The sequence below is a fragment of the Pseudomonas silensiensis genome, assembly GCF_050434865.1.
GTDB classification, from domain to species: domain Bacteria; phylum Pseudomonadota; class Gammaproteobacteria; order Pseudomonadales; family Pseudomonadaceae; genus Aquipseudomonas; species Aquipseudomonas fluorescens_W.
In genome coordinates this window covers 142,538-159,630 of the sequence record NZ_JBNDJH010000004.1, presented here as the reverse complement: position 1 = coordinate 159,630, position 17,093 = coordinate 142,538, and the positions used below count along the sequence as shown (strand labels likewise).

Annotated in this window: 14 protein-coding genes; 5 read left to right on the top strand and 9 right to left on the bottom strand. The window is 54.3% G+C overall.

Annotated elements, in window-relative coordinates:
• Positions 1-5: 5 nt before the first annotated feature.
• Together QF010_RS07295 and QF010_RS07290 are read right to left on the bottom strand one after the other, a co-directional pair.
• On the bottom strand, positions 6-851 hold the full coding sequence (locus tag QF010_RS07295; protein ID WP_429532768.1) for an HTD2 family dehydratase: 846 nt from the start codon (positions 849-851) through the stop codon (positions 6-8).
• Positions 852-894: 43 nt separating this feature from the next.
• Entirely contained in the window at positions 895-2,487 is a 1,593-nt protein-coding gene (locus tag QF010_RS07290) for a class I adenylate-forming enzyme family protein (protein ID WP_429532767.1), read from the bottom strand.
• 402 nt (positions 2,488-2,889) lie between these two features.
• On the opposite strand from QF010_RS07290, the gene QF010_RS07285 reads away from it, so the two are divergent.
• The 5 genes from QF010_RS07285 to QF010_RS07265 all read left to right on the top strand — a co-directional run bounded on the left by QF010_RS07285 (position 2,890) and on the right by QF010_RS07265 (position 7,643).
• A complete protein-coding gene (locus QF010_RS07285; RefSeq protein WP_429532766.1) occupies positions 2,890-4,236 on the top strand; it encodes an MFS transporter in 1,347 nt (448 codons plus the stop codon).
• 65 nt (positions 4,237-4,301) lie between these two features.
• On the top strand, positions 4,302-5,177 hold the full coding sequence (locus QF010_RS07280) for an SMP-30/gluconolactonase/LRE family protein (RefSeq protein WP_429532765.1): 876 nt from the start codon (positions 4,302-4,304) through the stop codon (positions 5,175-5,177).
• Positions 5,178-5,199: 22 nt separating this feature from the next.
• Positions 5,200-6,378, top strand: coding sequence for a thiolase family protein (locus QF010_RS07275; RefSeq protein ID WP_429532764.1), 1,179 nt, complete (start codon positions 5,200-5,202; stop codon positions 6,376-6,378).
• The gene (locus tag QF010_RS07270; RefSeq protein ID WP_429532763.1) at positions 6,375-6,788 is read left to right on the top strand and encodes a Zn-ribbon domain-containing OB-fold protein; all 414 of its coding nucleotides are present in this window, start codon (positions 6,375-6,377) and stop codon (positions 6,786-6,788) included. The genes QF010_RS07275 and QF010_RS07270 overlap by 4 nt, the downstream gene beginning before the upstream one ends.
• A gap of 48 nt (positions 6,789-6,836) precedes the next feature.
• Complete coding sequence (locus QF010_RS07265; protein ID WP_429532762.1) at positions 6,837-7,643, top strand: HpcH/HpaI aldolase/citrate lyase family protein; 807 nt, start codon at positions 6,837-6,839, stop codon at positions 7,641-7,643.
• A gap of 5 nt (positions 7,644-7,648) precedes the next feature.
• On the opposite strand, the gene QF010_RS07260 is transcribed toward QF010_RS07265, so the two are convergent.
• The 7 genes from QF010_RS07260 to QF010_RS07230 all read right to left on the bottom strand — a co-directional run bounded on the left by QF010_RS07260 (position 7,649) and on the right by QF010_RS07230 (position 17,011).
• Complete coding sequence (locus tag QF010_RS07260; RefSeq protein WP_429532761.1) at positions 7,649-8,449, bottom strand: IclR family transcriptional regulator; 801 nt, start codon at positions 8,447-8,449, stop codon at positions 7,649-7,651.
• A gap of 165 nt (positions 8,450-8,614) precedes the next feature.
• A complete protein-coding gene (locus QF010_RS07255) occupies positions 8,615-9,451 on the bottom strand; it encodes an SDR family oxidoreductase (protein ID WP_429532760.1) in 837 nt (278 codons plus the stop codon).
• 110 nt (positions 9,452-9,561) lie between these two features.
• Complete coding sequence (locus QF010_RS07250) at positions 9,562-10,332, bottom strand: alpha/beta fold hydrolase (protein WP_429532759.1); 771 nt, start codon at positions 10,330-10,332, stop codon at positions 9,562-9,564.
• A 78-nt stretch (positions 10,333-10,410) separates the two neighbouring features.
• Complete coding sequence (locus tag QF010_RS07245; RefSeq protein ID WP_429532758.1) at positions 10,411-11,898, bottom strand: aldehyde dehydrogenase family protein; 1,488 nt, start codon at positions 11,896-11,898, stop codon at positions 10,411-10,413.
• Positions 11,899-11,973: 75 nt separating this feature from the next.
• A complete protein-coding gene (locus QF010_RS07240) occupies positions 11,974-14,205 on the bottom strand; it encodes a PQQ-dependent dehydrogenase, methanol/ethanol family (RefSeq protein WP_429532757.1) in 2,232 nt (743 codons plus the stop codon).
• 182 nt (positions 14,206-14,387) lie between these two features.
• The gene (locus tag QF010_RS07235; protein ID WP_429532756.1) at positions 14,388-15,317 is read right to left on the bottom strand and encodes a transporter; all 930 of its coding nucleotides are present in this window, start codon (positions 15,315-15,317) and stop codon (positions 14,388-14,390) included.
• A 362-nt stretch (positions 15,318-15,679) separates the two neighbouring features.
• Positions 15,680-17,011, bottom strand: coding sequence for a dicarboxylate/amino acid:cation symporter (locus QF010_RS07230; protein ID WP_429532755.1), 1,332 nt, complete (start codon positions 17,009-17,011; stop codon positions 15,680-15,682).
• Between the last annotated feature and the right edge of the window lie 82 nt (positions 17,012-17,093).

Sequence of the window (17,093 nt, the reverse complement as noted above, 5' to 3'; positions counted from 1 at the left end):
TATTTTTATTGGTAAGCCAGCGACGCTTCAGTGGTAACAAAACCCGCTGAGTCACAAGCCCAAAGATCGATTTGATTCGGGCGCGGAGTCAGGCTCGCGCACACTTTGAATGGCGCGGTTGCAAAGAGTGGCCTCACTGCCCGGAAGGTGAACTGCTTAACCCGAATATCAGGTAGGTGCCGATATACGAGATCGAGCAATAGCGTTGCGATCAAAGGTCCATGAACGACCAGCCCTGGATAACCCTCTTCCTGAGTCGCGTAATCTAAGTCGTAGTGAATGCGGTGAGCATTGAAGGTCAACGCGGAAAAACGCATCAGCAGCGTCGAGGTCGGTACCACTTCACGACTCCACTTGGCATCTGTGCGAGCAGCTTTGCCAGGGGCAGGAACTGCCCCAGGTACAGGAGCATCTCGATACACCAAATCCTGTTGCTCACGTAGGAGGAGCCCCGCATTACTTGTGACCTCATGTTCAAGACCAAGGAAAATCAGGTCACCGGAGCCCCCACGCTTGCGTTCGATAGAGCGAATTGTGCTGATGCGACGGATGCTGTCTCCCACTCTCGGCACGATTGCAGTGGTTTCTATTCGGCTGCCTGCCCACATGCGTCTCGGCAGAGTTATTGGAGGTAGAAAACCCTGTCGCATAGGATGGCCATCAACACCCAACTCTTCGGTAGGCGTGTTGGGCAGGAAGTAAAACCAACTCCAAGGCACCTGCAAGCGTTCGCTTTCTTGTCGATCAAGCGTCGCAGCAAGTAGCGACAAAGGGGAACGAGTAATCTGGTCGACGCTTGTTTGCGTCGTACCGATCCAACTCGTAAATTCATCATCTTTTTTCTGGGTCATTTTTCGGCGCTCTATACAAGGAGTGGATATGGGCCTTGTAGGCTCAAGCGCTGATCGGTGCAAAAAACAGACTGGCAATCTTGTTTTTCTGAACCTTACCGGTGGTGGTAAGCGGCAGATCGCTCTCACTTGTGAATCGGATCAGCTTCGGTACCTTGTAAGCAGCAAGGTTCTGGCGGCTAAACGATACGACCTCGGTCTCAGTCAAGCTTGCCCCTGGAGCAAGCACAATGACCGCCCCCAGAATCTCATCGCGACAGTCATCTGGTACTCCGACGACATAAGCCAGATAGATGTTCGGATGAGTCATGAGAACCGCTTCAACTTCGGCCGGAGCAACGTTGATCCCACCGGTTTTAACCATCTCTTTCAAGCGCCCACAGAAGAACAGGTAACCGTCTTCATCGACGTATCCAAGATCCCCTGTCCGAAAGAAACCTTGTTCGTCAAATGCCAGCCGGGTTTGCTCCTCGTCCTTGTAGTAGCCCATCGTCACGTGCCCTTTGACCCGTACTTCCCCGATTGAACCCGGCGGCAGGTCTTCACCTTCGGCAGAAACAATGCGTTGCTCCACACCCGGGAGCGGACGACCACATGAGCGAAGACGCATGTCCTCGTCATCGTGAGCATCGGTCACATGCGAGTTGCCGTAGGTTTCGGTGAGACCATAGATGTTGCTGACATTCATCGCGCCTAACTCGATGACCCGAGTCATTTGTTCGGGCGTACCAAGCGTCGCGCCAGCGCGCAGACATGTGAGGTCAAACTCAGGGCGTGACGGATGTTCGTGCATGGCCTGCGCCATATTTGGCGTGCCGTAGAACAGGGTGCACTTCTCCAAAGCAATCAACCGCATGGCCTCTTCAGGCTCAAACGACTCTTGCAGAACGATGCAGCCTCCGTGCGTCAGAACGTTCATCAAGGCATTAACGCAGCCAAGCCCCCAGAACAACGAAACGGCCAGCCAGAGTCGATCACCGGCAATGACATGCTGGCGCTCACCAATTTGCCAAGGGTTGGAAATTAGAGATCCGTGATTTAGCTGGACACCTTTTGGGGTGGAGGTGGAACCCGAGGTATACAAAAGAAACGCGAGGTCAGCCGCATTAACGTTGTCGCCGGCACGCCGTATCTCATCATCCAGATCTGTGTTGATGTCGCTGTCAGCGTCATTCAACGCGAGCCAGCCCACTGGCAGGTTACCCCCGACGCCCAAAATGCCCTTAAGCAAAGGGAAACGCTCGTTAAGCGGCTCCATGCTCTGGAGCATCGCGGCATAGTCATGTTTCAGGTAGCGCTGCGAAGCGATCACAAACGTGGAGTCAGAGTGCCTGATCAGGTGCTCGAGTTCTCGGGATGTGGACCATGAGTTCATCGCCACCATCGTGGCCCCCACATTCGTTATGCCCAGGGCGCTGATAATCCATTCGGGGCGGTTGCCCATCAGGATTCCGACCTTGTCTCCAGGGCCAACCCCAAGCTTGATCAGGCGTCGAGATACTTTCATGACCTCCTCACCAAGCTCTTCATAGGTATATCGCTGCCCACTACCCACCAATGCTTCGCAGTCGGAATGGTTTGCTACCAACTCGCGTATCAAACGAGGCAGGGTCACGCTTTCGGGGATCTTGTTCATTTAATTGTTCTCCACCAATTGTTCATACCGCACGCAGTCTCGGCAGCTGCGCTTTGCAGAATTCCGTGATCCTGCAAGATCGGACCTAAGTTACTTTTTCCCTTATGCATGTTCACATCCTGGAATTATGTTTGCTCATGAGAACAAAGGCTGCTACATTTTTCTCACACCGTCAAGCGACACCGAGCGTGGGATTTCGACGAAGTCTTGCGTAGACCTTGAAAGTGATGGTGGAAACGCCGACAGGATTCGGCGCTCGAATTGGATGATTGATTTGCCCGGCAAGCCGCTTAGCGCTGCGGTTCGCATCGCTAAAAACATGCCTGCCCGGCAGTTGAATCGCGTAAATAAAATAAGAAAGAGGGAGCACGCAATGACGTGCTTACCCAAAAGGTGAAAGCAGTGAGCCAAATAATTGATGTGCGCAAACTGATCAACGACCGACCGCTTGGCAGATTCCAGAAGTGGGTCGTATTTCTCGGATTTGTGATCATCGTGCTCGACGGATTCGACGCGGTCATCATGGGGTTCATAGCTCCCCAACTAAAAATGGAATGGGGCATCAGTAACCAGGAGCTAGGCGCCATTCTTAGTGCCGGACTGATAGGCCAAGCGATAGGAGCGATGCTCGCCGGCCCACTTGCCGATCGCTACGGACGCAAAGTCGTACTGGTCAGCTCCGTGATGTTTTTCGGCGTATGGACACTGGCAACGATGGCCTCAACCGACGTCACGTCGATGGCACTTCTTAGAGTGCTGACTGGCCTTGGCCTTGGCGCAGCGATCCCTAACACCAGTACATTGATCGCCGAATACTCTCCCGAGCGCTCACGCTCCTTCTTGGTCACTCTCACGCTTTGTGGGTTCACCTGCGGGGCGGCCAGCGGCGGATTCATTTCCGCCTGGGCGATTCCGTCCTTTGGCTGGCCCAGCGTCCTGCTTCTTGGCGGTGCCTTACCCGTCCTCCTAGCAATGATTCTGGTTTTCAAGATGCCTGAATCCGTCAGTTTTCTGGTCAGCAAGAACGCAAGCATCGAACGAATTCGGGCAATCATTTCTCGCCTCGCCCCAGAGATCGATACCAAGGGAGTCACTTACAATTTGGGGCGCCCTACCCTGGAAGACCGTACCTCAATTCGAATCGTTCTGTCCCGGGAGTACCGTTTGGGTACCTACACCTTATGGACAGGCTATTTCCTCGTTCTGTTCTTGATCTATCTGCTCAGCAGTTGGCTGCCAACTTTGATCAAGGAAGGGGGTGGCTACACCGTTTCCGATGCTGCCATCGCCACGGCGATGTTCCAGATTGGCGGTCAAGGCGGTGCGCTCTCCGTTGGCTGGCTGATGGATCGTTGGAATAAATCCCGCGTCCTGATGCTCACCTTTCTCTTTGGTGGTCTTGCAGTTTTTGCCATTGGCCAAATAACCGAACACTACGTTTTGCTGTGTTCTGTCGCCTTCTGCGTGGGGTTTTGCATGATCGGCGGAAGCGTAGGAATGAATGCCCTCGCTGCCTCCTTCTACCCCACGGAGGCACGGTCCACCGGTGCGAGCTGGATGGTCGGGTTCGGTCGTCTCGGGGCGATCCTCAGTGCTTTCGCGGGGGCTCAAGTGCTTGCTCTTGGCTGGTCGCTGCCTAACGTCTTCACCGCCTTGATCTTGCCGGCTCTTCTGTCGGCACTGGCGATGTATGTCCATGGGCTGCATACGAACTCATCCAATCGCATCGCCTCTCTAAGTGCTATCTAGAGAGCCGATTTCAAGATCAACACATGCTCACTTCCGTTTGTTCTGGAAGGCTACTGGAGGAATAAATGTCTGCTGAAGTGTCTTGCGTCATTGATTGCGCAAATGAATTGGGTGAGTGCCCGTTGTGGAGCCCAAAGGACAATGTGCTGTGGTGGATTGATGTGGCGAAGCCGACGCTGTGGCGCTTCGATCCAGCACGGAACACAACGTCCAGTTGGCCTCTTCCAAAGCCACCGACTGTTCTGGCGCTGCGTGAAAACGGTGGTCTGCTTATCGTCTTCCGCAGAGGTTATGCCCTGGTAGACGCATTGGAGCCGGGGACGTTGATCGAACAGCAGTACGCGTTGGACTTGGCAGAAGAGCGATTCAATGACGGGAAGGTCGATCGGTTGGGTCGCATGTGGGTTGGCACCATGGACCGCAAGCTATCGCGACCAATCGGCCAGCTCTACCGCCTCTCTATCGATCAACCTGTCCAGGCAGTTGATCAGGGTTTCGTCCTGTCCAACGGAATAGGCTGGAACCCTGAATCGACGCTGATGTACTTCGCAGAAACGCATTCTAAAAACATTTACGTATTCGACTACGACCTCAAAAACGGGACGGCCATCAATCGCCGTGTGTTCGCCAATATCGGCGGTGAAGGCGGTCCTGACGGGCTGACCGTGGACGCCTATGGAAATGTTTGGGTGGCCGTATTTGGTGGCGGGGCTATCTACAAATATGCACCCGATGGCCAACTCACTCAGCAGCTTGCTTTCCCTACTGCCCACCCCACGAGCTGCACATTTGGCGGGGCTGATCTGCAAACCCTCTACATCACGAGTTCGCGCATGAGCCTCGAGGGTGAGGCTTCAACAGACTCTGCTCAAGCTGGCGGTATGTGGGCAGTACAAATCGATGACTCTCGAGGGCAAATCGAGGCGTTTCTTGCTGAGTAAGAAACGATTGAGGCGATCGCATATGAAAAACACAAACATCAGTACGCCCGACATAAAAGGAAAGGCAGCCGTTGTCGGGGTGGGCACATCCAGATATGGCAGGCTACCGGAATACGACGCTTACGATCTTGGTCAATGGGCGTTGCGCGAGGCCTTGTTCGATTGTGGTCTGGACTATTCGGACATTGATGGCTTGATCGTCAATCGAATTCCAAGCTACGGCCGTTTCGCAGAGCTGTGCGGCATTGACCCGCGCTACACGCTATCGACACTCGGGCACGGACGGTTTTCTGGAATCTGTATTCAAACAGCCGCACTTTTAGTGGCAAGCGGTGTAGTGAATACAGTCGCTCTGGTATACGCGAATGACGGTGCTTCAGCGGGGACTGCCTATGGTGGTGATCCGAGTAAATACGGTGGCGCAGCCGGGGCCTACGGCACAACTGACGGTCACTGGGCACCCTATGGCATGACGTCGCCCGGCGCTTTTCATGCCTTGATGATGCAGCGTCATATGCATCTATATGGAACGACCGAGGAGCATCTCGGCAAGATCGCAATGACGTTTCGTGATCATGCCCACTTGAATCCGGACGCGGTGATGCGCGAACGCTTTTCAATGGATGACTATCTGGCAGCGAAACAGATTTGCTCGCCATTGCGACTGCTGGACTATTGCCTGATCAACGATGGAGCAGTCGCGATGATCATCACCCGTGCCGATCTGGCTGAGGGGCTTCGCAAGCCCCCCGTTTACATTCATGGCGCCTCTCAAGCCTCTCAGTTCACCGACTCAAGCTTTCCGCCCAAGGATTTTTGGGCAGCGCCTATGGCAAAAGTCGCCAACGATGTTTTTGCGATGGCAGGCGTTGGACGAGAAGACATCGACAGCCTGATGATCTACGACAATTTCACACCCACGGTACTGTTCACCCTGGAAGGATTTGGTTACTGCAAGCCAGGCCAGAGTGGTCCATGGGTTGCTGAAGGGCACCTTAGCCTGGAGGGTCGTTACCCCGCCAATACCAACGGAGGTCATCTGTCCGAGTCCTACCTGCAAGGCTGGGGCCTGAATGTGGAGGCCGTTCGGCAATTGCGCGGCGATTGCGGTGACAGGCAAATCAAATCCCCGAACTTCGTTCAATACATGGCGGCATCGCCGGTCGTGACCTCCGTCATCTATGGAAGAGAACGTTCATGAGCACATTCTTGATGCCCCCTAATGACCTCCGAAACCTCCCTCATTGGGACGGTGCGAAGCGTGGCGTGCTCCTGCTGCAAAGATGCAATGGCTGCGGTCATTTCAGCTTCCCGGCAACCGCGCAATGCACGAAGTGTCACCAGACAGACAGCGATTGGGTAGAAGCCAGCGGGCTTGCTACGGTGGAATCATTCTGCACGTTTCATAAGGCTTACTGGCCTGAGCTGAAAGCCAGCCTCCCCTACACGGTCATTCAGGTCGAACTCGAAGAGGGTGTGAGCTTCATGAGCAATATCACCGGTCTCGGTTACCCCGATGAATTGAAAATTGGCATGCAGGTGAAAGCGTGTTTCGAAGCAATCACTCCCGACCTGACCCTCGTCCGCTTTTCACCTGCTAATCGATCCTGAGCCGACCGCTCAAAAAGCTGTCGGTCTTCACACCCACGAGGAAGAATTTTGAATACACATCGCTCGTACTTGTTTGTTCCGGGTGATCGCCCGGAGCGATTTGAAAAAGCATGCGCCGCAGGTGCCGATGTAGTCATCCTGGATCTGGAAGATGCCGTCGCCGCGGAAAACAAACTGGCCGCCCGCAACCTGGTCGCCGAATGGCTTTCAACACCGCCCGCTGTACCCGTGATGGTCAGAGTTAACGGGGTGGATACCGAATGGCTCGACGAAGACCTTGCCGCACTTATTTCTGCCAATGCCGTAGGCATCATGCTGCCGAAGACATCCAGTCCGGCTGACATTGACTATGTTGTGGCCCGGCTTGGGGTACGACTGCCAATCATTGCCTTAATCGAAACGGCAGAAGGACTGATGCGCGCCTACGAAATAGCTCGTCACGAACGTGTCACGCGACTCGCATTCGGCTCCATCGACTTTCAGGTTGAAACGGGCATTCAAGGCGAACGCGATGCTCTACTTTATGCCCGGTCACAGCTGGTTATTCATTCACGTGCAGCCGGCGTGCAATCCCCCATTGATGGCGTTTGCACCAGTGCCAGCGATCCCAATCGGGTGCTGGAGGATAGTCGCTATGCCCGTTCGCTGGGATTCACCGGCAAACTCTGCATCCACCCGTCACAGGTAACGGCGGTACACGAGGGATTTGCACCGACCGCCGAAGAGTTGAAGTGGGCGTGTGCGCTGATGAAAGTTGTCGAATCCAAGGGCAATAGCGCCATTAGATTTGAAGGAAAAATGGTGGATCTGCCAGTAATCGAACGAGCCAGACAGATCCTTCAACACAACAGTTAACCCGCTTAGGCGTCAACCTCCTCTTCCTTGAACATCTCAGCCGGCGAAGCGGTCAGCTTTGCGCCGAGCCGGCGGGACAGTGCGTTCGCTGTTTTGAGCAGCAATGCACACACTCGCTCCTCATGCGCGGCGTTATTACGTCCCGTAGGCAACGCAACGCCAATGGAAGCAATCGGACGGCCATTGACATTGAAAACCGGGGCGGCGAAACCGGTGATCCCCAGGCGGTACTCTTCCTTGACACACGAAATACCACTTTCCCGGGTGTCCTTCAGCTCCTGGCGAATTTCATCCAGAGTCATCTTGGTGTGCTCAGTATAGGCAATCGGCTTGAAGCGTTTCAGGTAACCCTTGAGTTCGTCTTCCTCCACGAACGCCAGGATTGCGCGACCCAATGCGCTACTGACCATCGGCAAGTGCTCACCGAGATTCAGAGAGTGCGAGAGAGGCGACGGGAGCGTCTCGGAGCAGACCACTACGCAGCTATCCCCTTTTGGGATCGCCATTGTCGTGTACTCGTTAATGTCCATGAACAAGTCATGCACAAATGGCGAACCTACCCGCACAATGTTGAGCCCCTTGATGTACGCATGAGCGAGGAACATCACCTGGGATCCGATTGAAAATCGACCGGTCTCTTTATCAAGCTGAAGATAGCCTGGTCGCTGAAGATCACGAAGTAACCCGGTAAGGCTGCTTTTTGGGATCCCCAGCGCTATTGAGATTTCGGTGTGTGTGGCTCCACCGCTTTTACCATCAGCCACATACTCCATGATTTCTAATACGCGCAGCGCTGACTTAGCCATGTTTACCCTCTTGGATCTGCTGCAAAGTGAGTCGTCTGGCACAGCGTGAAAGTTGCGCCCCGCCGAACCTAGTTTACATATAAAAACACAACAGGCACGGCTTTTCTTGGTATTGATCACCAAGGCGGGGAGCAAGCTGGTTGGACATGGCGCAATGCGCTGAAGTCAGGTATCTACGTCGGTCGAAAAGGCTATCTCCTTCTGGGCATCGAGCGCGGCGATACGATCAACAAGGGCGGCGCGAATTTGTGTATAGGCATCACTGCCCAGCGCAAGGCGTTTGGGCGCAGGACTGCGATCTACTGAGTCGATCATCGCCTGGACCATTTTTTGCGGATCCCCAGGGAGCGGGAAGTCAGATGCCAGGGCGCGGCGGACTTCGCCTGCGGGTGTGTTTTCGTAGATACCCATCGGTGCCGCGCTTATCAACCTTTCTCCGTCGAAAAAATTGGTCCGTGCACTGCCTGGCTCGACCAACGTGAACTCGACACCAAATGCCGCTACCTCCTGTGCAACGGACTCAACAAACCCTCCTAGCGCCCACTTTGTCGTATGGTAAAGGCTAAGGTTCGGAAAGGTGATTTGGCCGCCCATCGACGCTATCTGGAGTATTCGGCCACCGCCCTGAGCCCGAAGGTGCGGTAATGCAGCCCGCACAACCTGGATTGATCCAATCAAATTAGTGTTTATCTGGTGGTGAATTTGCTCGTCACTCAACTCCTCGGCAGCCCCGGAGACGCCATAACCCGCGTTGTTGACGATGACATCAATCCGTCCCAGTTCGGCGTACGCTTGATTGATCACTCTGCGCACTGCGCTCGTATCGGTGACGTCCAGCACACCAATCCACAACTGATCTCCGTACTGTGATTTAAGATCCTCAAGTGCGTTGACCTTCCTTAGGGTCGCCGCCACACGATCTCCGCGTGCCAATAGTTTTTCGGTCAGGGCACGACCAAAGCCAGAAGACGCACCTGTTATGAACCAAGTCTTGTTAGTCATGATGTGAGGGCCTTTCAGAAAGCCACTGGATCGCGGCGAGGGTCATTTGGCGAAACACTGGTCGGCATGGAAGTCTGCGAGAACCAGCGACTGAATGCTTGAGTAGGTAACTACCAGGCAGGCAACCTTCCCAAAAAATCAGATAACGCCTGGTTAACCCGATCAGGAGTCTCCTCGGTGATGGCGTGGCCCGCGCGCTCAAGCCCAATAAGCGTGGAGCCTGAAATCCCCTGATGCAGAACCTCAGCGTGATGAAAAATGATCCCGCGATCGTCGCGCCCATGAAGGATCAATGTGGGGACTTTAATTTCCTCAAGACGGGGTCGATAGTCGTCTTTTGCCATCCATGCGCGGTGCTCGTTCAAAATCGATCGGGCAGAGCGCGAGCCCCATCTTCTGGTCCAGTGCTCAATCAAACCAGGCTGCTCATTTTCAGCGTTCTGACTGAAGATCACGGGTACAAACTGATCAATGAAGGACTTCGGAAGCAGACCATCTGTGTCGAGAGGATCGAAAATGCTCGAGAACAACGTGCGCTCTTCGGCGGTATAGTCCGCGGCCATCGTGTCCATTAAGACAAGGCCCGCAAGGCGTTGGTCCTGACGGAACGCCAACTCCATCCCGAGAAAACCGCCCATTGACAGACCGGCCAGAACAAAACGCTCGACCTTAAGTTCGTCCGCTAAATTCAGACAGCCATCCACTAAATCCGAAAGGCTGTAAGGCGCTTCAGTAACGGGCCGAAGGTCGTAGCTGATACAGCGAAACCGAGGGCTGAGTGCCTGGGTCTGGCGCTCGAACATGCTGCTATCCATCAGTGCGCCATGGCAAAAAATAACGGCAGGACCGTTCCCTATATCTATCAATGCTTGAGGTTTCATTCTTATTTTTCCCGGCATCTTGGAGTCGAGGACGTGGCACAAGCCCGCCCTCTACTGACGTTAAAGGATTGATTTCGCTTAGAGCTTTGCAGTGACAGCCTTAACCTCCGTGTAGGCATGAATAGCCTCTTCGCCAAGCTCGCGCCCCCAACCAGATTGCTTGTAGCCACCAAACGGTTGCGCTGCGTCGATCACCGAGTGGCAGTTGATCCAGACACTCCCTGCATTGAGTCGGCGTGCGACTTTGTGTGCCATGCCAATGTTCTGGGTCCACACACTCGCGGCTAGGCCATAGGGCGAATCGTTAGCTTCGCGAACGACGGCATCGACATCTCCATCCCTGAAACGCATAGCACTCACCACCGGACCAAAAATCTCTTCCTGGACAATCTTCATCGAGCTATTGGTATTGGCAAAAACCGTGGGTTGCATGAAGTAGCCCGAGCTTCCAACTCGGGCACCGCCGGCGACGAGTTCTGCACCTTCGGACTGACCAATATCGACATACCGTGCGACGCGATCGAACTGTTGGCGCGAGACCAAAGGCCCCATTTCTGTCGACTCATCGAGCCCGTCCCCAACACGGATATTTCGAGCGATTTCAGCGACGCCCTCCACAACCCGGTCGTAGATACGCTCATGTATGTAGAGACGCGAACCTGCGGTACACACCTCACCCTGGTTGGCGAAAATCGCCTGCGCCACTCCGGGTATGGTCAGTTCAAGATCGGCGTCATCAAAGACCACCACAGGGGACTTGCCACCCAGTTCCAGCGATACCTTTTTGAGGTTGCCGATAGCCGCCTGAAGTATCAAACGACCGACACTCGTCGAACCGGTAAAGGATATTTTGTCTACCCCGGGATGCGCCGCCAGCGCAGCACCTACGCGCTCTCCAAGGCCGGTAATAATGTTCACCACACCGGGCGGGAATCCCGCTTCGATAATCAGTTGTCCGAGCAGAATTGCCGAAAGCGGTGTCTGCTCAGCCGACTTCAGAATGATGGTGTTCCCAGTGGCCAATGCGGGGGCAAGCTTCCACGCGGCGCTCACAAGTGGAAAATTCCAGGGAATGATTTGCCCTACGACGCCAATAGGTTCGCGAAGCGTGTAACCGAGCCAATCGCCCGGCCAGGAGATCGCATTTGTCTGACCGGAAATTTTAGTCGCCCAACCCGCGTAATAGCGGAAAACGCTGACTGCGACCGGTACGTCTCCGCCTCTCGCGGCGGCGACCGGCTTACCGTTGTCCAACGAGTCGATTTGTGCAAATTGCTCCGTATGCTCTTCAATCAGATCCGAGAGTTTCCAGATCAAACGTCCGCGTTCAGCCGCGCTCGTATTGGCCCAGCTTCCTTCAAACGCCGTACGCGCAGCTTTTACTGCGCGATGGGTATCCTCGACATCCGCTTCGGCCACCTTGGCGATAACCTGCTCATTGGCTGGATTGATGACATCCAACTGCTTTCCACTGGCCGATTCGACGAACTTCCCGTCGATTAACAGCAATCCCGGTTGCAGCAGAAAGTCGGCGACGGCTGGAAGAATTCTTTTATCAACGCTCATGGTGTTCTCCGTACCAAAGGGTTGTTGAAAACGGCCATCGAGCCAATAGCGGCGCAACGACGACCGTTCGCGGTTTTACTTGGGCGATGCCTCGGTGCTGTTGGCCGTTGCGGCAGTTTTAGCGTTGGCAAAGCTTTCTATTCGACGGTGCACGAGATACGCCTTGATCTTGTCCAGATCATCAGTGGTCAGGTATTTACCGAAGTTCGGCATACCCAAAGGCTCTAGGGCCCCTTTGAGAACAATGGCTTCCAACGCCGCGTAAACCGCCGGGTCAGACTTACGCAGGTCTGGAGTCAATCCACCGCTCATTGCACCGACGCCATGGCAGGCGAGGCAGTTGTTGGCATAGGTGACGGCGCCCTCCTCGATCACCTTTGGATCGGTGCTTGCCGGGATGTCCATGGACATTTGCGCAGGGTCTATCTCCGGTCGTGCTGTTCTCTTTTGCATAGCGGGGAGTTGAGCGGTGCCGCCCAGCTTGAAGATCAGCAATCGACTGTTGTTCCAACGACCATCGACTTGTGCAGCCTCGCCACCTACGGTTGCTGCCGCCCCACCCCAGCCAGCCATGACGGCAATGTATTGTTCACCGTTCAACTCATAGCTCATCGGGCCGGCGACAATGCCGGTCTGCGCATCGAAATCCCAAAGCTCTTTGCCCTTGTCGGCGGTGTACACGTTGAAGTGCCCACGGGCGTTACCCTGAATGACCAGGTTGCCCGCAGTACTCAAGACCCCACCGTTGTAGTAGTTGGGGTGAGGCACACTCCAACGCGCTTTCTGTGCTATTGGGTCCCAAGCCAGCAAGGAGCCCTGCACCAGGTTTTTTGGAAACTCGCGAGCATCCGAGAAGCCATTGCCCGTATTGAAACGATGCGGACGGTACACAAACTCCTTGGCTTGATTACGCAACGCACCCGGCACCTCGTGGTAGGGGATATAGACGAGACCGGTAATCGGGCTGTAGGACATTGGGTGCCAGTTGTGTGCACCGAAACCGCTTGGCCATTGAACGACAGGCTTGTCGACATAGCGTGCAGCCGGATTTTCCACAGGCCGACCGGTTTTCAAATCAATACGATCAGCCCAGGTAACTTTGCCGAATTTTTCGGCCGATAATAGTTTGCCGGTGGCTCGATCAATGACGTAGAAAAAACCGTTTTTCGGGGCATGAAGAATCACATCGCGAGGCTTTCCATCAAGCTTGAGTGTCGCGAGAGTAATTTGCTGGGTAGATGTAAAGTCCCAGGAATCCCCAGGGGTTTCCTGATAGTGCCAGACCAGTTTTCCGGTGTCTGGACGGACCGCCACAATGGAGGAAATGTAGAGATTATCGCCACCACCGGGACTACGAACCTCACGGTTCCATGGACCTCCATTACCTGTACCAACGTAGAGAAGATCGAGCTTGGGATCGTAGGACATACCATCCCATGGGTTACCGCCGCCGCCCATCTTCCAGTACGCATCACCCTTCCAAGTCTTTGCTGCTTCGGCAAGCTCGGGGCTTTCATAAGGCTTCGAAGGATCGCCAGGGACCACATAGAAACGCCACACCATCTTTCCGGTATTCGCGTCATAAGCAGAGAAGTAACCACGGGTACCAAAGTCAGCACCACTGTTCCCGATGATCACCTTACCTTTAACGACACGCGGAGCACCCGTGATCGTGTAGGCCAGAGCAGGATCAGTGGTCTGCTCATCCCATAGTTTTTTACCCGTCTTTGCATCCAGAGCAATCAGACGGCCGTCGAGGGTGCCAATGAAGACCTTGCCTTCCCATAACGCAACGCCGCGGTTGATGGAGTCGCAACAGGCATCGATGGCCTTGCCTTTAGGAACTTCCGGATCGAACTTCCACAGCACTCTTCCAGTGGCTGCGTCCACGGCCATCACCTTGCTCCAGGAAAGCGAAGTGAACAAAACACCGTCCGCCATCAACGGCGTGGCCTCCTGGCCGCGGTTTTCGCCCAGATCAACAAATGCTGTCAACCCCAGTTTGCTGACATTGCCTTCGTTAATGCCTGAAAGCGGACTGAAACGCTGCTCTGAGTAATCACGCCCGTAGCTGAGCCACTCAGTACCACCTTTCTCCAGCGCCTCGATGCGTTTGCCATCGACCGCAAAATCGTCAGCATGAGCCGCAGAAAACACCCCCGACAAAGCCAGGGCAGAGAGTAGGCAACGTAAAGCGCGCGACGGCCTCGCGTTACTGATTGAACCACAATGATGTGTGTGTGCATGCGGGCCAGAACACAAGAGCGTCGTGTCGGTAGGCTCGATCACGATGGTGGGTTGGTACATAAACGTCATACCTCATATTGTTCTTATTTGTGAATTCTGTTCGTAATCACGAACAATCTAGCGCTATCTTTCACTCGATGCAAGTGGCGCGATGGCCACAAGATAGTGAAGAGGTAGAGGTGATAGCGCTGGATTGCTCGGTAACAGGAACACCGTCAGCAGATGAGGGTGCTTAGGACTCTCTAGAAGACGTGGAGGTAACGGAGCTTGAACTGGCGGCCCATTTTGAAACCGTTTTCGGTATCAATGTCGCGGCTGAAACCCATCAGGATCTGGTCACTAGGGGTGACAAAAGTACTGGCTTGGACGTAAAACGCCGTGGTGTCCATCCGATCGTGTTGGTCGACACCGTCCAGCTCATTCTCCCCCCCAATGTCACGCAGTAGTCCACCTCCGATCAGCGTATTACCGGCATTGTTGAACTGATACGAAATGGCAGCCCGAGCCTCATAAAATGGCTCTTGCCGCAGTGTTTTCTTCGCAGGGCCATACTCAGCGTTCTTCCCATAAATAGTCGTTTCGCCCATCAATTCCAAGTTGAAGTGCTCACTCAACCCCCGTTGATAGCCAAATTGAAAAACGCCCTTCCAGCGATTTTCACCGATGTTCAGGTAGTCCTTGTGATCGTATTCGCCAAGCGGCAAATACAAAAATGGCGCGAAGACGAAATACTCACGGTTGGCTCGATCCAAGGGGAAAAAAATCGGAAAGGACACAAACGGATCCCCCATACCCGAGGCGTCTTTCGGCCCATTCATGTGCTTGGGCGACAGCTCTGCAACCTGCAACGCGAATTGAGGATTACCAATCCAAGAATCACCGACATGCACAGGATTGGTAAATCGCACGAGGCTCACATTTGCATCTAGCTGCGCCTCCTTATTGACGACTTTGCCGTTTTGATAGATTCCGGAATTTTCAGCTCTCACGCCATACCAGGCGAATAGATTGTGTCCGGGCGTAGGGGGAACCCAGTCTCCAATGTCCGCCCCAAGCGCATGAGCCTGTAGCGATGTAGCAGCCAAGACAGGGAATACTAGCGCAGTGGAAATTTGCTTTGCCTGAGTTAAAAGAGGGGGATTCTCTTTCAAACACGAACGGAAAACCGTCATCGTCATCTCCATTTTTTGTAATTATTTTGGAAATTGCGGAATACTCAGCGACAAACTAGTTCTCATATGAGAATACTGTTCCGCCACACGACCAATGTTAGGTTCGCACTTTCAGAATGACAAGATTTTTTTTGTGAGAGATGCGAGATGTGGTGCGAGACATCGGTTGATTGGTACTGATAGTTGCCACGCCTGCTTTGACTGAAAAATGTTGAAAGTCGGTCCCCTCAATGGCAGACGGGGCGGATCCTCTCCGTGCAGCGCCCCCCCTTGATGGGTATGTGCTGGCCTGACTTCTGGAACGGCTTGCTGACAGAACGCAAAAGCCCGTCGCAAGGACGGGCGTTCTTTACCGCACGAAATCAGGTGCGCGCAGTTGCTTCGTCAGTTAGCGAATCCGGCGGCGCGGTAGCCGCTGCTCTGGGGCCCTCTTCCAGTCCTTGTTGAAGCACCTTTTCGTCCAACTGACCACACCACTTGGCGACCACGATTGTCGCTACCCCGTTGCCGATCAGATTGGTCAATGCCCGCGCTTCGGACATGAAGCGGTCGATACCCAAAATCAGGGCCAGCGCCGCAACCGGTACATGCCCTACCGACGACAGCGTAGCCGCCAATACGATGAAGCCACTGCCCGTCACACCCGCCGCGCCCTTTGATGTAATGAGCAAGACCAGCAACAACGTGATTTGGTGCGTGATGTCCATGGGCGTATCAGTGGCTTGGGCAAGGAAAACCGCCGCCATGGTCAGGTAAATGGAAGTGCCATCGAGGTTGAAGGAGTAACCGGTCGGGATGACCAGACCGACGACTGACTTATGCGCACCGAGTTTTTGCATTTTGACGATCATCAGTGGCAGCGCCGTCTCCGACGACGAAGTACCCAGGACAATCAGTAGCTCTTCACGGATGTACTTGATGAACTTGAAGATGCTGAACCCGTGGACGCGTGCGATCGCGCCCAATATTCCCAGTACGAAGACCACGCAGGTGAAGTAAAAGCACAGCATCAGGTAGCCCAACTGGACTAAAGAACCTACACCGTACTTACCGATTGTGAACGCCATCGCACCCAGCGCACCGATTGGCGCGACTTTCATCACCACGCCCATGATGCTGAACAACACCTGCGAGATGCTCTCGATGAATTCGAACACCCGACGGCCATAGTTACCGATGCGATGCAGCGCGTAACCAAACAGTACGGAGAAAAACAACACCTGCAGGATCTCACCCTCAGCAAACGCGCCAACAATCGTATTGGGAATGATGTGCAGCAGGAACTGAATCGTGCTCTGTTTTTCTCCCGCGGCGGCGTACGCGGCAATCCCCGACGCATCGAGCGTGGACGGATCGATATGCATACCCGCGCCCGGCTGAACGACGTTGACTACAGCCAGCCCTATCAACAGGGCAATTGTCGAAACAATCTCGAAGTAAAGAAGCGCATAACCACCGGTCTTTCCGACCGCTTTCATGCTTTGCATGCCGGCGATACCCGTGACCACCGTACAGAAAATGATGGGGGCGATGACCATCTTGATCAGTTTGATAAAACCATCACCGAGCGGTTTTAACGTGGTACCCGTTTCCGGATAGAAATGGCCAATCAGGATGCCGATTGCGATCGCGAACAAGACCTGGAGATACAGAATCTTGTAGAACGGTTTGCGTATATGGGTTTCAGCAGACATGGCGGAACCTCGCTTGGGACGCGTGCGTAGTCCTCGGACAACAGCACCCGTTACAGACACCTTCCTTTGATGGAAGAATTTG

Coding starts and splice junctions, on each gene's coding strand:
- QF010_RS07240 (WP_429532757.1), bottom strand. CDS start 14,205: ATGTACCAACCCACCATCGTGATCGAGCCTACCGACACGACGCTCTTG.
- QF010_RS07270 (WP_429532763.1), top strand. CDS start 6,375: ATGAGCACATTCTTGATGCCCCCTAATGACCTCCGAAACCTCCCTCAT.
- QF010_RS07260 (WP_429532761.1), bottom strand. CDS start 8,449: ATGGCTAAGTCAGCGCTGCGCGTATTAGAAATCATGGAGTATGTGGCT.
- QF010_RS07230 (WP_429532755.1), bottom strand. CDS start 17,011: ATGTCTGCTGAAACCCATATACGCAAACCGTTCTACAAGATTCTGTAT.
- QF010_RS07250 (WP_429532759.1), bottom strand. CDS start 10,332: ATGAAACCTCAAGCATTGATAGATATAGGGAACGGTCCTGCCGTTATT.
- QF010_RS07245 (WP_429532758.1), bottom strand. CDS start 11,898: ATGAGCGTTGATAAAAGAATTCTTCCAGCCGTCGCCGACTTTCTGCTG.
- QF010_RS07295 (WP_429532768.1), bottom strand. CDS start 851: ATGACCCAGAAAAAAGATGATGAATTTACGAGTTGGATCGGTACGACG.
- QF010_RS07290 (WP_429532767.1), bottom strand. CDS start 2,487: ATGAACAAGATCCCCGAAAGCGTGACCCTGCCTCGTTTGATACGCGAG.
- QF010_RS07235 (WP_429532756.1), bottom strand. CDS start 15,317: ATGACGGTTTTCCGTTCGTGTTTGAAAGAGAATCCCCCTCTTTTAACT.
- QF010_RS07280 (WP_429532765.1), top strand. CDS start 4,302: ATGTCTGCTGAAGTGTCTTGCGTCATTGATTGCGCAAATGAATTGGGT.
- QF010_RS07255 (WP_429532760.1), bottom strand. CDS start 9,451: ATGACTAACAAGACTTGGTTCATAACAGGTGCGTCTTCTGGCTTTGGT.
- QF010_RS07275 (WP_429532764.1), top strand. CDS start 5,200: ATGAAAAACACAAACATCAGTACGCCCGACATAAAAGGAAAGGCAGCC.